This window comes from Plantactinospora sp. CNZ320 (assembly GCF_002846275.1).
Map to the genome: position 1 here is coordinate 866,180 of NZ_PJMP01000001.1, position 13,935 is coordinate 880,114.

Here is a 13,935-nt window from a genome sequence, read left to right on the forward strand (position 1 = left end):
GGCCCGACCGGGTGTGCCGCACGGGAACCGGTGAGTGGTGGCACTGCCGCCGGCCGGCTACGGGCCGAACAATCGAGGCATGAAAGAGACGATGACGGCCACCGACCCGCGGGCGGTGTCGGTCGACCGGGAGACGGTCGTCCAGGTCGACGACCTACGGCGACGGTACGGCGGCAGCGCCGGCTTCGAGGCGGTACGCGGGGTCTCCTTCTCGGTCGGCCAGGGCGAACTGTTCGCATTGCTCGGCACCAACGGGGCGGGCAAGACCTCCACGCTGGAACTGGTCGAGGGGCTGGATCGGCCCAGCGGCGGCACGGTCCGGGTCTTCGGGCGGGACCCCTACCGGGACCGGGCGGCGGTACGGCCCCGAACCGGCGTGATGCTCCAGGAGGGTGGCTTCCCCGCCGACCTGACAGTCGCGGAGACCGCCCGGATGTGGGCCGGTACGCTGCCCGACCCGCAACCGGTCGACCGGGTACTGGAGCTGGTGGACCTGCGCCACCGGGCGCGTACCCAGGTCAAGGCCCTCTCCGGCGGTGAGCGACGCCGGCTCGACCTCGCCATGGCGATCCTCGGCCGGCCGGACGTGCTCTTCCTCGACGAGCCGACCACCGGGCTGGACCCGGAGAGCCGGCACAACACCTGGCAGTTGGTCCGGGCGCTGCTCGTCGACGGCCTCACCGTGCTGCTCACCACGCACTACCTCGCCGAGGCGGCGGAGCTGGCCGACCGGCTTGCCATCATGCACCGGGGACGGATCGTCACCGCCGGTACCGTCGCCGAGGTGGTGGCCGCGCATCCGGCCCGGATCAGCTTCGTGCTGCCGGACGGGCTCGACCGGGCGGAGCTGCCGGCGCTGCCCGGCGCACAACCGCCGCCGGCCGGTGCGCCGGCCGCGACCCCCGGCCGGCTGACCCTCTACACCGACGCGCTGCAACCCGCGCTCACCGCGCTGCTGGGCTGGGCCAACGGGCGCGGCCTCGAACTGACCGGGCTGGACGCCCGGTCGGCCTCCCTGGAGGAGGCGTTCCTGGCGGTGGCGCACTCCGAGGACTCGGTCGAGGAGGAGGTCCGATGACGGCATCGACACAGGCGACCGGCGGTGGCAACCGGCTCCGGCGGCTCGGGCTCGGGCCGGTGAGCCTGCGCCGGATCGGCGCGCTCGGCCGGGCCGAGATGATCCTGCTGCTGCGCAACAAGACCGCCGCGACCACGGCGCTGCTGCTGCCGCTGGCCACGGTGGCGCTCTTCTCGACCTTCATCGACGGTGCCGGGCATGTCACCACCGGGGCGCTGCTCGCCACCACCATGTTCGGCTTCGTCCTGCTCTACGTCGTCTACTACAACCTGGTGACCACCTATGTGGCACGGCGCGAGGAGCGGGTGCTCAAGCGGCTGCGGACCGGGGTGGTGAGCGACGCCGAGATCCTGATCGGCGCGGCGGTGCCGGCCCTGGTGCTGGCCCTGACCCAGGTGCTGCTCACCGTCGTCGCGGCGACGATCTTCTTCGGCCTGCCGGTACCGGTCAACCTGCCGCTGCTGCTCGTCGCCGTGCTGGCCGGCTGTGCCGTCTTCGTGCTGCTCGCCGCCGCGTCGTCGGGCCTCACCAGGACTGTGGAGACCGCACAGATCACCACGCTGCCGCTGCTGGTCCTGTCGATGATCGGTTCCGGGTTCACCGGCCCGGTGGACTCGCTGCCGGACGGGGTCGCCGCGGCGTTCCAGATGTTGCCGCTGACTCCGGTGCTCGAACTGGCCCGGCTCGGCTGGGTCGGCACCACCGGCGTCGACGCGCCGCGCGACTTCGTCGGCGTACTGGCCGAGGCGGTGCGACCGGCGCTGATCATACTGGTGTGGCTGGCCGCGGGTGTCTCGGCGACCAGGCGCTGGTTCCGCTGGGACACCCGACACTAGTCGAACGCGCGACAGGGAGGTCCCGGGATGCGTGAGCTGACCGGCTGGTGGACCGGGCGCGGCCAGCCCGAGCGGTTCGACCTGGTCACCCGGGCCACGCTCTACCTGGTGTTGGCGACCGAGCCGTTCGTGCTCTTCGACGCGACCGGCGAGGCGTGGCCGACGGCCGGCCGGGTGGTGGTGATCGGGCTCGGCACCACACACATGGTGCTCTGCCTGCTCGCCGCACGGGCCGGGATCGAGCACTTCCTCGGCCGCCGGGAGCGCCCCATCCGACTGGTCGTGGCGACCGGATGCCTGACCCTGGTCACCATCGTCGTCATCGAGATCACCAATGCGTTGACCCGGCAGCAGGCCGACTCCGCCGGATGGACGTTGCCGGTGACGGTACTGGTCTCCTGGTACTTCCTCGGCGCGCTCTGCACCGTGACCACACCCCGGTACGCCTTCTGCGGCGCCGTCGGGTTGGCCGGCCTGGTACTGCTGCTCGGACTGCTCGACGGGGCGTCAGCAGCTGTACTGGGCATGTCGGTCTGGATGCTCTTCTTCGGCTTCGTCGTACTGCTCGCCGCCTTCCGGTGTTCGCTCTGGATGCTGGGGGTGCTCTGGGAACTGGAACGCTCCCGGGGCAACCAGGTGCGGCTGGCCGTCGCCGAGGAACGGCTGCGGTTCGCCCGGGACCTGCACGACGTACTCGGCCGGAACCTGTCGGTGGTGGCGCTGAAGAGCGAACTGGCCGCGCAGTTGGCGAAGCGGGACCGGCCCCGGGCGGTGGAGGAGATGTTGGAGGTACGCCGGATCGCACAGGACTCGCTGACCGAGGTACGCGAGGTCGTCCGGGGCTACCGCGCCGCCGACCTGGACGCGGAGCTGGCCGGCGCCCGTGCGGTGCTCGGTTCGGCGGGGGTGCGGTGCCGGGTGCTGGGGGAGGGGCGTGACCTGAGCCTGCAGGCGCAGAGCGCACTCGGTTGGGTGGTCCGGGAGGCCACCACGAACGTGTTGCGGCACAGCGAGGCGGTGACCTGCACCGTCTCGCTGCGCCGGGGACGGTTGGAAGCCGATGTGGACCGATCGGAGGCTGATCCGGACCCTGTCCTGGTGACACTGGTCATGGAGAACGACGGGGTACGTCCGGGTGGCCCGCCGGTCTTCGGCAACGGCCTGCTCGGGCTCTCCGAACGGCTGGCGCCGCTCGGTGGTCGGCTGACCGCCAGCCGGCCCGGCCCGGAGCGGTTCCGCCTGACCGCGCAACTGCCGCTGACCGCAGCCGCAGCCGCATCCTTGGACTCTGCGCCGCCAGGCGATGCGCCGTCGGGTCCGGTGTCCGGCGTTGCACCGACGCAGCGGAACCACTCGTGACGGGTCGGGCGGAGTCGCCGGAGCCGATCCGGATCCTGCTCGCCGAGGACGAGCACCTGATCCGCGGCGCGCTGACCGCGCTGCTCGGGTTGCACGACGACCTGGTGGTGATCGGGCAGGCCGCGACGGGCACCGAGGCGCTGTCACTGGCCAGGGCGCTGCGACCCGACGTGGCCATGCTCGACCTGCAGATGCCGGAGTTGGACGGCATCGCGGTCGCCCAGGCGATCCGGGCCGAGGTGCCGGGCTGCCGGACGATGATCGTCACCAGCCACGGCCGGCCCGGTCACCTGAAACGCGCGCTCTCGGTCGGGGTACGGGGTTTCCTGCCGAAGACGGTCTCCGCCGAGGTGCTCGCCGACGTGGTCCGCAGTGTGCACGGCGGCGGCCGGTACGTCGATCCGCAGTTGGCCGCCGAGGCGATCAGTGCCGGGGACAGCCCGTTCACGCCCCGCGAGGCCGACGTACTGGAGTTGGCGGCGGACGGCGCGCCGATCGAGGAGATCGCCCAGCGCATCTCGCTCTCGCCGGGGACGGTGCGCAACTACCTCTCGTCGGCGGCCGGCAAGGTCGGTGCCGCCAACCGGCACGAGGCGGTGGCGATCGCCCGTAGGTACGGCTGGCTCTGAACCTGTCCCGGGCGCGGCACCTCCTACCGCTCAGCGGGCCCAGGGCAGCTCGCGGGGCTCGGCGTCGTCCGGGACGGTGGCGGTGCCGCCGATCGGCATGCAGACCAGGGCCTCGGCGGGCTCGGCGCCGGCCCGGATCTGCCGGGTCACCCCGGCGGGCAGGATCGCCGCCTGACCGGCGCCGACCACCCGGGTCTGACCGTCGACGGTGACGGCGAACGACCCGGCCAGCGGCATCCAGACCTGTTCCCGGTCGATCGCATGCACGGGTCCGGCGGCGTCCGGCACCATCCGGACCCGCCAGGTGGCCAGCTCACCGCTGCCCTGGCTGGGTGCGGCGAGTCCGGACACGGTTCCACCGGGCGTACGGGTCGTCCGGCTCTCGCTCTCGGTCACCACGATCATGTCGTCTCCTTCATAGGTCAAGCAGCTTTACTCGAGGCATTGAGTAAAGCTGCTTGACTCAGCCGTGTCAAGATGGGACGTGACCACAGACGACCCTCTGGCCCGTACCGAGCTGACCTTCCTGCTCGGGATGGGCTTCCAACTGGTGCTCGCCGAGTTCGTCCGGCGGCTGGCCGAGGCGGGCTACCCGGAGCTGCGCCCGGTGCACGGACTGGCGTTCCAGGCGTTGCGCGGCGGTGGTGCCACAGGCACCGAGCTGGCGGAGCGGCTCGGCGTGACCAAGCAGGCCGCCGGGCAGATCGTCGACGAACTCGAACGGCGCGGTTACCTGCGACGCGAGCCGCATCCGAGCGGCGGGCGGCGGCGACTGATCGTGCTGACGGACCGGGCAACCGAACACCTCGCGGTCGCCGGCCGGGTGCTGCACAGCCTGGAGGCCGAGCTGGCCGCCGGGATCGGCGCCGACGGCCTCGCCGCGCTGCGTACCGAGCTGAGCCGGCTGGTGCGGCACCTGGCCGGCGACAAGCCACCGCCGCTGCGCCCGCTCTGGTGATATGGCCGGCGCCCGACCGCCACTGCGCCTGCTCTGGTGATGGCCGGCGCCCGACCGCCGCTGCGCCTGCTCTGGTGATGGCCGGCGCCCGACCGCCGCTGCGCCTGCTCTGGTGATGGCCGGCGCCCGGCCGTCGCGGCCGTCGCCGCCGGGCCGGGCCGTGCCCTCCGCAGCTGCGATCGACCCGAGCCCGAGCGGTGTCGACCAGCCCCTTGCGGGCGGCCGGGCCGGCTCAGTGCACCCGGACGGGAGCGGCGGCGTCGATCCGGGCGGTCACCTCAAGCCGGCGCGGGGCCAGCCCGGAGGTGTCCCGGAACCGCTCGACCGCCGCCACCACGTGGTCCCGGACGGCGGTCAGCCCGGCCCGGGAGTTGAGCTGCAACTCGATCCAGAGTTCCGGCCGGGGTGCCGTGCCGGCCAGCGTGACCGAGGCCCGGCGCACCTGCGGATCCCGGGCGAGGTCGCGTTCCAGGCCACGGGCCAGCCGGGCGCCCCGGACGCGGGTGGCGCCGGGCAGCGCCGTGCCGGCGGCGGCGGTCTGGCCGGTGACGGACCGCAGGTCCAGGTCGCCGAGCACCGGGTAGCGACGGGCCCGGAGTACCCGGCCGAGCAGCCTGTATCCGAGCCAGGCGAGGAGCAGCCCGAGTACGCCGAGGATCACCAGGCCCCACGGGTCGATGCCGCGCCAGGTGCGCAGCAGTCCCGACCAGAGCAGCGGCGCCTCGTTGTCGACACCGGCCAGGTGGCCGAGGCTGGCGATCAGCCCCACCACGCCGATGACGGTGAGCACCAGGCCGACCACCGTCCAGAGCACCCGGATGGCGCTGTTCGTCATGCCGGCTCCCCGCCTCGCCGCATCAGCCCTCCACCCGGGCCACGTCGGTGCGGGGGTGGCTGCCCGACGGGACCATCTGCACGTCGACATGGTCCTTTGCGGAGGCCCCCAGCTGCTCCAGTTCGTGCCGGACCGTGAACTCCACCGCCAGCCGGACCGAGGTGTCGCCGGACGCCCGGATCCTGGTCCGCCAGCCGGTGCCCTCCCGGCGGACCCGGGCACGCGCCGACTCGACTCCGGGTACCGAGTTCGCGGCCGTCGCCAGTTGCCGCTCCACCGACCGGCGGTGCAGATGCCAACCGTCGGCGATCCGGGCGGGCAGCCGGTCGGGCTTCCAGCGGACCAGTTGTCCCCACAGGATCAGCAGCCCGACCACACCGGCGGCGATGATCCCGGTCCGTACCCAGGGATCCGCCAATCGGGCACCGGTCAGGGTCCGGTACCAGCCCGCCCGGTCGACCACCACGGAGCCACGGTCCAGGGCCACCGCGACGACCTCGATGATCAACAGCAGTCCACCGCCCAGCAGTGCGCAGCCGAGCAGTAGCGTGGCGAGCCGGTTGACCAGACGCATCCTCAGCTCCCGTCCACCGCGACCGGCAGGTCGATGTCGTCGACCACCACCTCCACCGAGGGCGGTTGCCCGAGGTCGGCGAGTACGCCGCGCACCGCCGCCCGGATCTGCGTGGCTACCGGGGTGATCGGGACCGGGCCGACCGTGACGTGCACCTCGACCGGGTTCCCGAGCCGGATGCCGACGATCTTGCCGCCGGGAAAGAGCGTGGACACCTCCACGCCGGTACCGGGGGTCAGTCCGGACACCCCGGGGACGGCCAGTACGGCATCCCGGACCCTCCCGGCGAGCGCGCCGAGATCGGCGACAGCCGCCAGTTCGTTGACACCGGCTGGGCCGGCGACACCCGCTGGGCCCTTGCCAGCGGCTGGGTCGGCCCTCGTGGCCTGGCTTCCCGAGCTGCCCCGGTCGGTGGCCCGGGTCGGGATGCCCGTGGTCTGGGTGCCCGTGGTCTGGGTGCCCGTGGTCCGGGTGCCCGTGCCCGTGGCCGGGGTGGCGGCGTCGGTAGCCGCGTCGGTAGCCGCGTCGGGGGCCGCTCGGCTGGTCATCGCGCCCGCTGCTGGCGGTCTTCGCCGTCGCCGTCCTGGTCGCCCTCGACGAAGACGTCGTCGACGTTGATGTTCACCTCGACGACCCGCAGACCGGTCATCGCCTGCACCCGGTCGACGACGTTGCGGCGTACCGCCTCGGAGACGTCGACGATGCTCTGGCCGTAGAAGGTGACGATGTCCAGATCGATCGCCGCCTCCCGCTCGCCGACCTCGACCGAGACGCCCTGCCGGATGGTCTCGCTGCCGCCCGGGACGAGTCCGCGGAGCTGTCCGACCCGCCGGGCCAGACCGGCACCCATCGAGTGCACGCCCGGAATCTCCCGTGCCGCGAAACCCGCGATCTTGGCTACCACGCCTTCCGCGATGCGGGTCTTGCCGGTCTCGGTGCTCAACTCGGCCCGGGGCGGGCCGCTGCCGTCCGGGGTTGGCACCGGCCCCGGCGCGGCGGCCTGCTTCCGGTTGTCGTTCCTGGTGGCGGTACTGCTGTCAGCCATCGCCTGTCCCCATCTCCTGCCGATGGTCGGTGCTCGGTGCTCGGAATGTCCGGTGCGGGTGGCCGGCACCCGCTCAGCGGCGGCGAGCGGCGGACGCCCGGTCGGCCAGTCCGGCGACGTTGAGGTCCCCGTCGATCACCCGTACGGCGAGCCAGCCGATCAGGCCGGCGAGCACGGCACCCGCGGCCGCTCCGAAACCGGCGATCGCCCACACCGCCGCGACGAGGAAACCGGCGACGAAACCGAACTGTTGGCGTGACATGGGTTCCTCCCCGGCTGGTGCGGCAGGTGCGCAGTGGCTTACACATTTGGCGCAGAGGTCGAACCCCGCTGACCAGACGAGATATGTGATCTGCGTCACTATCAGCTGTGATCATGCTCGTCCGGAGCGCCGGTACCGTGTCCCGGGTGCAGCTCACCAAGTACACCCACGCCTGCGTACGGCTCGAACACGACGGTGCCGTCCTCGTCATCGACCCCGGCACCTGGAGCGAGCCGGCCGCGTTGCGCGGTGCCGACGCGGTCCTGGTCACGCACGAGCACACCGACCACATCGACGTGCTGCGACTGACCGGTCTCGGCGTTCCCGTCTACGCGCCGGCCGGGGCGAACATCCCCAACCTCGACGTGCACCCGGTCACGGCCGGGGAGGAGTTCACCGCCGCCGGCCTGCGGGTACGCGCCTTCGGCGGCCGGCACGCCACCATCTACGGCGGGAAGCCGGACTGCCCGAACCTCGGGTACCTGGTCGAGGAGCGGGTCTACCATCCCGGCGACTCGGTGCACCGGCCGGAGGTGCCGGTGGAGACGCTGCTCGTGCCGGTGCAGGGATCGTGGCTGAAGACCGCCGAGGCGATCGACTTCGTCCGGGACGTCGCACCCGAGCGGGCGTACGGCATCCACGACGCGCAGGTCAACGACCGGGGACTGCAGAGCGTGCACGGGTGGCTCGGCGAGGAGACCGGGGGCTGCTACCGCTGGCTCACTCCGGGCGAGACGGCCTGACCCACCCGGGCCGGTCCTCCGCCCCCGGCCGGCCGAACCACTCACGCCGGTGCCCGGCCGACGACACCCGCGCCTGTGCTGGGTATGACCCTCAACCGGTGCGGCCGGGACCGGCCGGGGTACCGGGACGCTCGGTCCAACTGTCCACGATCGCCGCCACCAGCGCGATCAGTACGAAGCCGATGGTGGCCAGCAGCGCGTCCCGGAAGGCGCGTGACCAGCCGTCGTGCGTGGCGGACAGGGTGCTGAAGAAGATCGCGCCAACTCCGGCGATGCCTGCGGCGGCGCCGATCCGCTGGCCGGTCTGCAACATCCCGGCGGCGCTGCCGGCCTGGCCGACCGGCACCTCGGAGAGCGTGAGGTTCTGGTTGGGGGTGATCACCAGCCCGCTGCCGAGCCCCGCGACGAGCAGCGGGAGGGCGGTCGCCAGCGGTGCGCCGCGCCCCGGCACGAAGTGCAGGGCCAGGATCACGCCACCGAGCCCGATCGCGACGGTGGCGAGGCCGGCCGCGACCAGTGGCCGGCCGAAGCGGTTGACGATCCGGCCACCGAGCCCCGCGGTGACGGCCGAGCCGAGCGCGAACGGCGTGATCGCCAGGCCGGCCTCCAGGGCGGTGTACCGCAGCCCGCTCTGCAGGTAGAGGGTGAAGAGGAAGAAGACCGCGACGAAGCCGCCGAAGTAGAGCAGCCCGATCAGGGTGCCGAGCGAGTACGACCGGAGCCGGAACAGGGCCAGGTCGAACAGTGGCTCCCGGCGGCGACGGTAGCGCAGTTCCCAGCCGACGAAGCCGAGCAGCACCAGCAGGCCACCGGGGATCAGCAGCCACTTGAGCGGCCCGTGCCACTGCTGCCGTTGCACGAGCGGCAGCAGGATCAGGACGACACCGAGGCCGAGCAGCAGTACGCCGACCGGGTCGAGACCCCGGCGGCTGGTCCGCCGCCCGGGACCGGTCGGCAGCAGTCGCCAGGCGAAGAGGATCGTGGCGATGCCGACCGGCACGTTGACGAAGAAGACCAACCGCCAGCCGAGGTGTTCACCACCGAGTGCGATCAGGGCGCCGCCGAGCAGCGGGCCCACGGCGGTGGAGATGCCGATGGTGGCGCCGAGCATCCCGAATGGACGGCCTCGGGCCGCACCCCGGTAGAGCTGCTGGATCAGCCCGATCACCTGCGGGTTCACCAGTCCGGCTGCCGCGCCCTGGAGCAGTCGGGCGCCGATCAGCCAGGCCGGCGATTCGGCCAGCCCGGCAGCCGCGCTGGTCACGGTGAAGAGCGCGAGACCGAGGATGAAGACGTTGCGTCGGCCCCGGACGTCACCGAACCGGCCGGCGGGTACCAGCAGCAGGCCGAAGGTCAGCGCGTAGCCGGAGAGGATCCACTGCAGATCGCTCGGGTTGGCGCGGATCGCCCGGTCGATCGACGGGATCGCGACGTTCACGATGCTGACGTCGAGCAGTGTCATGAACGCGGCGACCAGCCCGACGGTCAGGATCTGCCTGCGCCGCCGGGTGGCGGTCCGCTCGTCCAGCCCGGCCAGCGGGTCTGGTTCGGGTTCGGCCGCTCCGTCCGGGCCGCCCGCTGTGGGCCGCCCGGTCCGACCCGGGGGAGTCCTCTGTGCCGCGCTCAAATCGGGCCTCGCTGACTGTGCCGGCTCCGAGTGGCGGATCCCGAACGGTGACCGCCGGGCACAGACTACCGCAAATCACTCCGAACGCCTGGTCAGCGACGTGCGGCCGCCGTGGCTCAGGCGAGCTGCTGGGAGCACCAACGCGGACCGAAGTCCAGACCCTCCATCGGGGAGTCCTCGCGGTGCAGCAGGTTCTTCTCGCCGAGCACGTGCAGCGGCGCCGTCAGCTGCTCCGGCGGCAGGCCGACCTCCTCGGCGATGGCCTCTGGGAACGGTACCTGTCCCCGGGCCTCCAGCGTGGTGACCGCCTGGTACACCCGCTGTTCGATCTCGGTGAGATGTAGCTGTTGCATGGTGACCTCCTCGCCCGCGCCACACTGCGCGGGCAGTTCGCGAGGCCGCGATTACCCATCTCGGCGACGTTGATGCACGGGACACCCGATCCGTCGCCGATCGCCGACCCGCACCAACCGTGCGAGCCGGCGTCCACGATCACGGCGTCCCGTTCCGGGCACCGCCCGACCGGTCGCCTAGGCTGCTACCCGTGACCTGGGACGTCGCCGTGATCGGGGCCGGACCGGCCGGACTCTCTGCCGCGCTCGCCGCCGCGCGGGCCGGAGCCCGGACGGTGGTGCTGGAGAGGGCCGAACATCCGCGCTACAAGACCTGCGGCGGCGGCCTGCTCGGCACCTCGTTGGCGATCGCCGCCGCCCGGATCGAGGTCCCGGCGGACGACCGGGTGGACCGGGTGACGTTCACCGCCGACGGGCGGCGGGAGTTCACCCGCCGGCACCGGCCGGGACAACTGCTCACGATGGTGCGGCGCGAGGAGTTCGACGACCGGCTGCGGGCCGCCGCCGTCGACGCGGGCGCCGAGATCCGGCAACGGGTCGCGGTGCGCGGGGTCGAGCAGCACCCCGACGGCGTACGCGTCCGGCTCGCCGACGGCACCGAGTTGCACGCCCGGGTGGCGGTCGGCGCCGACGGCTCGGCCGGAGTGACCGCGCGTCAGGTGGGGGTGACGTACGCGCAGGTAGACCTCGGGCTGGAGCTGGAGATTCCCGTCCCCGCCCCGCTACAGCAGCGCTGGCGTGGCCGGCTGCTGCTGGACTGGGGACCGCTGCCCGGGTCGTACGCCTGGGTCTTCCCCAAGGGCGACCGGTTGACGGTCGGGGTGATCGCGGCCCGGGGCGAGGGGGAGCGGACCCGGGGTTACCTGCGGCGGTTCGTCGAGCGGCTGGGCCTGTCCGGCCTGGAGCCGGTGCACGACTCGGGACACCTGACCCGGTGTCGCGCCGACGACTCCCCGCTGCGGCACGGTCGGGTGCTGGTCGCCGGGGACGCGGCCGGGCTGCTGGAGCCGTGGACCCGGGAGGGGATCAGCTTCGCGCTGCGTTCCGGCGCGCTCGCCGGCACCGCCGCGGCCGGTGGCGATCTCGACGGGTACGTCCGGGCGGTGCACGACCAGCTCGTCCCGCCGATGCGGGCCGGGCACCGGATCCTGGCCGCGTTCTCCCGGCACCCGGGGATCTTCCACACCGTCCTCGCCACCCCGCCCGGCTGGCGGATGTTCACCGACTTCTGCCGGGGCGAGACCAGTTTCGACCACGCCCTGGAGCGTCGCCGGGTACGCGCGGCACTGGCCCTGCTCGGTTGACCGCCCCGGCGACGCCCCGACGGGCGACTATCCGGCGGCGGCGACCGCCCGGTCGGGCCGGTACGGCGTGAAGCGGCGCAGCCGCAGCGAGTTGCCGACGACGAAGACCGAGGAGAAGGCCATCGCCGCACCCGCGATCATCGGGTTGAGCATCCCGATCGCGGCCAGCGGCAGCGCGGCGACGTTGTAGGCGAACGCCCAGAACAGGTTGCCCCGGATCACCCGTAGCGTGGCCCGGGAGAGCCGGATCGCGTCGACGGCGGCGGTCAGGTCACCGCGTACCAGGGTCAGGTCGGCGGCCTCGATCGCCACGTCCGTACCCGTGCCCATGGCCAGCCCCAGGTCCGCCTGGGCGAGCGCGGCGGCGTCGTTGACCCCGTCGCCGACCATCGCCACCACCCGGCCCTCGTCCTGGAGCCGCCTGACCACGTCGAGCTTCTCGGCCGGCAGCACCTCGGCGATCACCTCGTCGATGCCGACCTCGGCGGCGACCGACCGGGCGACCGCGGTGTTGTCCCCGGTGAGCAGCACCGGGGTGAGGCCGAGCCGGCGCAGTCCGGCGACCGCCTCGCGGCTGGTCGGCTTGATCGCGTCCGAGACCACCAACGCTCCCCGGACCCGGCCGTCCCAGCCGGCCAGCACCACGGTCCGGCCGGCGGCCTCGGCCTGCTCGACCGCCGCGCCGAGCGTTCCGGGCAGGTCGAGACCGCGCTCGGCGAGCAGCCGGGCCCGGCCCACCGTGACCACACGGCCGTCGACGGTACCTGTCACGCCGAGCCCCTCGACGTTGGCGAACCCGTCGACCTCGGGATGCGGCCCGGTCCGCTCGGCGGCGGCCGTGGCGACCGCGCGGGCGATCGGGTGCTCGGAGGCGTTCTCCAGCGCACCGGCCAGCCGCAGCAGTTCGTCCGGGTCCTGGCCGTCCACCGGGAGGATCTCGGTGAGCGTCATCCGGCCGGTGGTGACGGTGCCGGTCTTGTCCAGCACCACCGTCTGCACCCGACGGGTCGACTCCAGCATCTCCGGTCCCTTGATCAGGATGCCGAGCTGGGCGCCCCGGCCGGTGCCGACCAGCAGCGCCGTCGGCGTGGCGAGCCCGAGGGCGCAGGGGCAGGCGATGATCAGCACCGCGACGGCGGCGGTGAAGGCAGCGGTGACGCCGTCCCCGGAACCGAGCCAGAAGCCGAGGGTGGCGGCGGCGAGGGCGATCACGACGGGTACGAAGACTCCGGAGATCCGGTCCGCCAGGCGCTGCACCTGGGCCTTGCCGGCCTGGGCCCGCTCGACCAGGGTCGCCATCTGGGCGAGCTGGGTCTCCGACCCGACCCGGGTCGCCCGGACGACGAGCCGGCCACCGGCGTTGACGGTCGCCCCGACCACCTGGTCGCCGGGGCCGACCTCGACCGGTACCGACTCCCCGGTGAGCATGCTGGCGTCGACCGCGGAGGAGCCGTCCTCCACCACGCCGTCGGTGGCGATCTTCTCGCCGGGACGGACCACGAAGCGGTCACCGACGGCGAGCCGGTCGACAGCGATCCGGGTCTCGACCCCGTCGCGGCGCACCGTCACCTCCTTGGCGCCGAGTTGGAGCAACGCCCGCAGCGCGGCGCCGGCCCGGCGCTTCGACCGGACCTCGAAGTAGCGGCCGGCGAGGATGAAGAGGGTGACCCCGGCCGCCGTCTCCAGGTAGATGTTGCCGGCGCCGTCGCTCGGTCCGATGGCGAGGCTGAACGGGTGGGTCATCCCGGGCGTACCGGCGGTGCCGAGGAAGAGCGCCCAGACCGACCAGCCGAACGCGGCGAGCGTACCGAGCGAGATCAGGGTGTCCATCGTGGCTGCCCCGTGCCGCAGGTTGATCCAGGCGGCCCGGTGGAACGGCAGTCCGCCGTACGCGACGACCGGGGCGGCGAGGGTCAGCGAGAGCCACTGCCAGTAGTCGAACTGCCAGGCTGGCACCATCGCCAGGACGATCACCGGTACGGTAAGCACCAGCGACACCAGCAGCCGGGTACGCAGCGTCCGCAGCTCGTCGACTGGCGCTCCCGGCTCCGGCCCGGACTCCTCGGCCGACCGGGGTGGCGGTGGCAGCGCGGCGGTGTAGCCGGTCTTCTCCACCGTGGCGATGAGCTCGTCCGGGGTACGGCTGTCGTCGAAGGTGACTGTCGCCTTCTCGGTGGCGTAGTTGACGGTGGCGTTCACCCCGTCCAGCCGGTTGAGCTTCTTCTCGATCCGGTTGGCGCAGGAGGCGCAGGTCATCCCGCCGATCTTCAGTTCGATCCGGTTGGGCGCCATCGGTGGTCGTCCGGCGGCCGGTGCCATTGCTGCCTCCTGG

16 protein-coding genes are annotated in these 13,935 nt (G+C 72.9%); 7 read left to right on the plus strand and 9 right to left on the minus strand.

The window, feature by feature from the left end:
• Positions 1-79 precede the first annotated feature (79 nt).
• The 4 genes from CLT71_RS03640 to CLT71_RS03655 are packed head-to-tail and all read left to right on the plus strand — an operon-like array spanning position 80 to position 3,902.
• On the plus strand, positions 80-1,078 hold the full coding sequence (locus CLT71_RS03640; RefSeq protein WP_486483033.1) for an ABC transporter ATP-binding protein: 999 nt from the start codon (positions 80-82) through the stop codon (positions 1,076-1,078).
• Complete coding sequence (locus CLT71_RS03645) at positions 1,075-1,914, plus strand: ABC transporter permease (RefSeq protein ID WP_101365845.1); 840 nt, start codon at positions 1,075-1,077, stop codon at positions 1,912-1,914. Before CLT71_RS03640 ends, CLT71_RS03645 begins: the two co-directional genes overlap by 4 nt.
• Before the next feature lie 27 nt (positions 1,915-1,941).
• Complete coding sequence (locus CLT71_RS03650) at positions 1,942-3,273, plus strand: histidine kinase (protein WP_101365846.1); 1,332 nt, start codon at positions 1,942-1,944, stop codon at positions 3,271-3,273.
• A complete protein-coding gene (locus CLT71_RS03655) occupies positions 3,270-3,902 on the plus strand; it encodes a response regulator transcription factor (protein WP_101365847.1) in 633 nt (210 codons plus the stop codon). The genes CLT71_RS03650 and CLT71_RS03655 overlap by 4 nt, the downstream gene beginning before the upstream one ends.
• Positions 3,903-3,932: 30 nt before the next feature.
• On the opposite strand, the gene CLT71_RS03660 is transcribed toward CLT71_RS03655, so the two are convergent.
• A complete protein-coding gene (locus tag CLT71_RS03660) occupies positions 3,933-4,307 on the minus strand; it encodes a cupin domain-containing protein (RefSeq protein WP_101365848.1) in 375 nt (124 codons plus the stop codon).
• Positions 4,308-4,386: 79 nt separating this feature from the next.
• On the opposite strand from CLT71_RS03660, the gene CLT71_RS03665 reads away from it, so the two are divergent.
• Positions 4,387-4,860, plus strand: a complete 474-nt coding sequence (locus CLT71_RS03665; protein ID WP_486483034.1) for a MarR family winged helix-turn-helix transcriptional regulator — start codon at positions 4,387-4,389, stop codon at positions 4,858-4,860.
• Between the two features lie 232 nt (positions 4,861-5,092).
• On the opposite strand, the gene CLT71_RS03670 is transcribed toward CLT71_RS03665, so the two are convergent.
• From CLT71_RS03670 to CLT71_RS03690, 5 genes are all read right to left on the minus strand, one after another.
• A complete protein-coding gene (locus tag CLT71_RS03670) occupies positions 5,093-5,695 on the minus strand; it encodes a hypothetical protein (RefSeq protein ID WP_101365849.1) in 603 nt (200 codons plus the stop codon).
• A gap of 22 nt (positions 5,696-5,717) precedes the next feature.
• Complete coding sequence (locus tag CLT71_RS03675) at positions 5,718-6,269, minus strand: DUF6286 domain-containing protein (RefSeq protein WP_101365850.1); 552 nt, start codon at positions 6,267-6,269, stop codon at positions 5,718-5,720.
• A gap of 2 nt (positions 6,270-6,271) precedes the next feature.
• A complete protein-coding gene (locus CLT71_RS03680) occupies positions 6,272-6,817 on the minus strand; it encodes a hypothetical protein (RefSeq protein WP_101365851.1) in 546 nt (181 codons plus the stop codon).
• On the minus strand, positions 6,814-7,314 hold the full coding sequence (locus tag CLT71_RS03685) for an Asp23/Gls24 family envelope stress response protein (protein ID WP_101365852.1): 501 nt from the start codon (positions 7,312-7,314) through the stop codon (positions 6,814-6,816). Before CLT71_RS03685 ends, CLT71_RS03680 begins: the two co-directional genes overlap by 4 nt.
• A 73-nt stretch (positions 7,315-7,387) precedes the next feature.
• Positions 7,388-7,576, minus strand: coding sequence for a hypothetical protein (locus tag CLT71_RS03690; RefSeq protein ID WP_101365853.1), 189 nt, complete (start codon positions 7,574-7,576; stop codon positions 7,388-7,390).
• A 146-nt stretch (positions 7,577-7,722) separates the two neighbouring features.
• On the opposite strand from CLT71_RS03690, the gene CLT71_RS03695 reads away from it, so the two are divergent.
• Positions 7,723-8,319: an MBL fold metallo-hydrolase gene (locus tag CLT71_RS03695; RefSeq protein ID WP_101371112.1), complete on the plus strand. Its 597-nt coding sequence runs from the start codon at positions 7,723-7,725 to the stop codon at positions 8,317-8,319.
• 91 nt (positions 8,320-8,410) lie between these two features.
• Here the strand turns inward: CLT71_RS03695 and CLT71_RS03700 are convergent, their stop codons facing one another.
• Entirely contained in the window at positions 8,411-9,781 is a 1,371-nt protein-coding gene (locus CLT71_RS03700; RefSeq protein ID WP_101371113.1) for an MFS transporter, read from the minus strand.
• A gap of 281 nt (positions 9,782-10,062) precedes the next feature.
• The gene (locus CLT71_RS03705; RefSeq protein ID WP_101365854.1) at positions 10,063-10,299 is read right to left on the minus strand and encodes a hypothetical protein; all 237 of its coding nucleotides are present in this window, start codon (positions 10,297-10,299) and stop codon (positions 10,063-10,065) included.
• Positions 10,300-10,490: 191 nt separating this feature from the next.
• On the opposite strand from CLT71_RS03705, the gene CLT71_RS03710 reads away from it, so the two are divergent.
• The gene (locus CLT71_RS03710; RefSeq protein WP_101365855.1) at positions 10,491-11,603 is read left to right on the plus strand and encodes a geranylgeranyl reductase family protein; all 1,113 of its coding nucleotides are present in this window, start codon (positions 10,491-10,493) and stop codon (positions 11,601-11,603) included.
• Between the two features lie 27 nt (positions 11,604-11,630).
• On the opposite strand, the gene CLT71_RS03715 is transcribed toward CLT71_RS03710, so the two are convergent.
• The gene (locus tag CLT71_RS03715) at positions 11,631-13,922 is read right to left on the minus strand and encodes a heavy metal translocating P-type ATPase (RefSeq protein ID WP_101365856.1); all 2,292 of its coding nucleotides are present in this window, start codon (positions 13,920-13,922) and stop codon (positions 11,631-11,633) included.
• Between the last annotated feature and the right edge of the window lie 13 nt (positions 13,923-13,935).

Bases quoted from the DNA above. Each gene is read 5' to 3' on its own strand.
- CLT71_RS03640 (WP_486483033.1), top strand. From the start codon at position 80: ATGAAAGAGACGATGACGGCCACCGACCCGCGGGCGGTGTCGGTCGAC.
- CLT71_RS03645 (WP_101365845.1), top strand. From the start codon at position 1,075: ATGACGGCATCGACACAGGCGACCGGCGGTGGCAACCGGCTCCGGCGG.
- CLT71_RS03650 (WP_101365846.1), top strand. From the start codon at position 1,942: ATGCGTGAGCTGACCGGCTGGTGGACCGGGCGCGGCCAGCCCGAGCGG.
- CLT71_RS03660 (WP_101365848.1), bottom strand. From the start codon at position 4,307: ATGATCGTGGTGACCGAGAGCGAGAGCCGGACGACCCGTACGCCCGGT.
- CLT71_RS03670 (WP_101365849.1), bottom strand. From the start codon at position 5,695: ATGACGAACAGCGCCATCCGGGTGCTCTGGACGGTGGTCGGCCTGGTG.
- CLT71_RS03675 (WP_101365850.1), bottom strand. From the start codon at position 6,269: ATGCGTCTGGTCAACCGGCTCGCCACGCTACTGCTCGGCTGCGCACTG.
- CLT71_RS03680 (WP_101365851.1), bottom strand. From the start codon at position 6,817: ATGACCAGCCGAGCGGCCCCCGACGCGGCTACCGACGCGGCTACCGAC.
- CLT71_RS03685 (WP_101365852.1), bottom strand. From the start codon at position 7,314: ATGGCTGACAGCAGTACCGCCACCAGGAACGACAACCGGAAGCAGGCC.
- CLT71_RS03690 (WP_101365853.1), bottom strand. From the start codon at position 7,576: ATGTCACGCCAACAGTTCGGTTTCGTCGCCGGTTTCCTCGTCGCGGCG.
- CLT71_RS03700 (WP_101371113.1), bottom strand. From the start codon at position 9,781: ATGACACTGCTCGACGTCAGCATCGTGAACGTCGCGATCCCGTCGATC.
- CLT71_RS03705 (WP_101365854.1), bottom strand. From the start codon at position 10,299: ATGCAACAGCTACATCTCACCGAGATCGAACAGCGGGTGTACCAGGCG.
- CLT71_RS03715 (WP_101365856.1), bottom strand. From the start codon at position 13,922: ATGGCACCGGCCGCCGGACGACCACCGATGGCGCCCAACCGGATCGAA.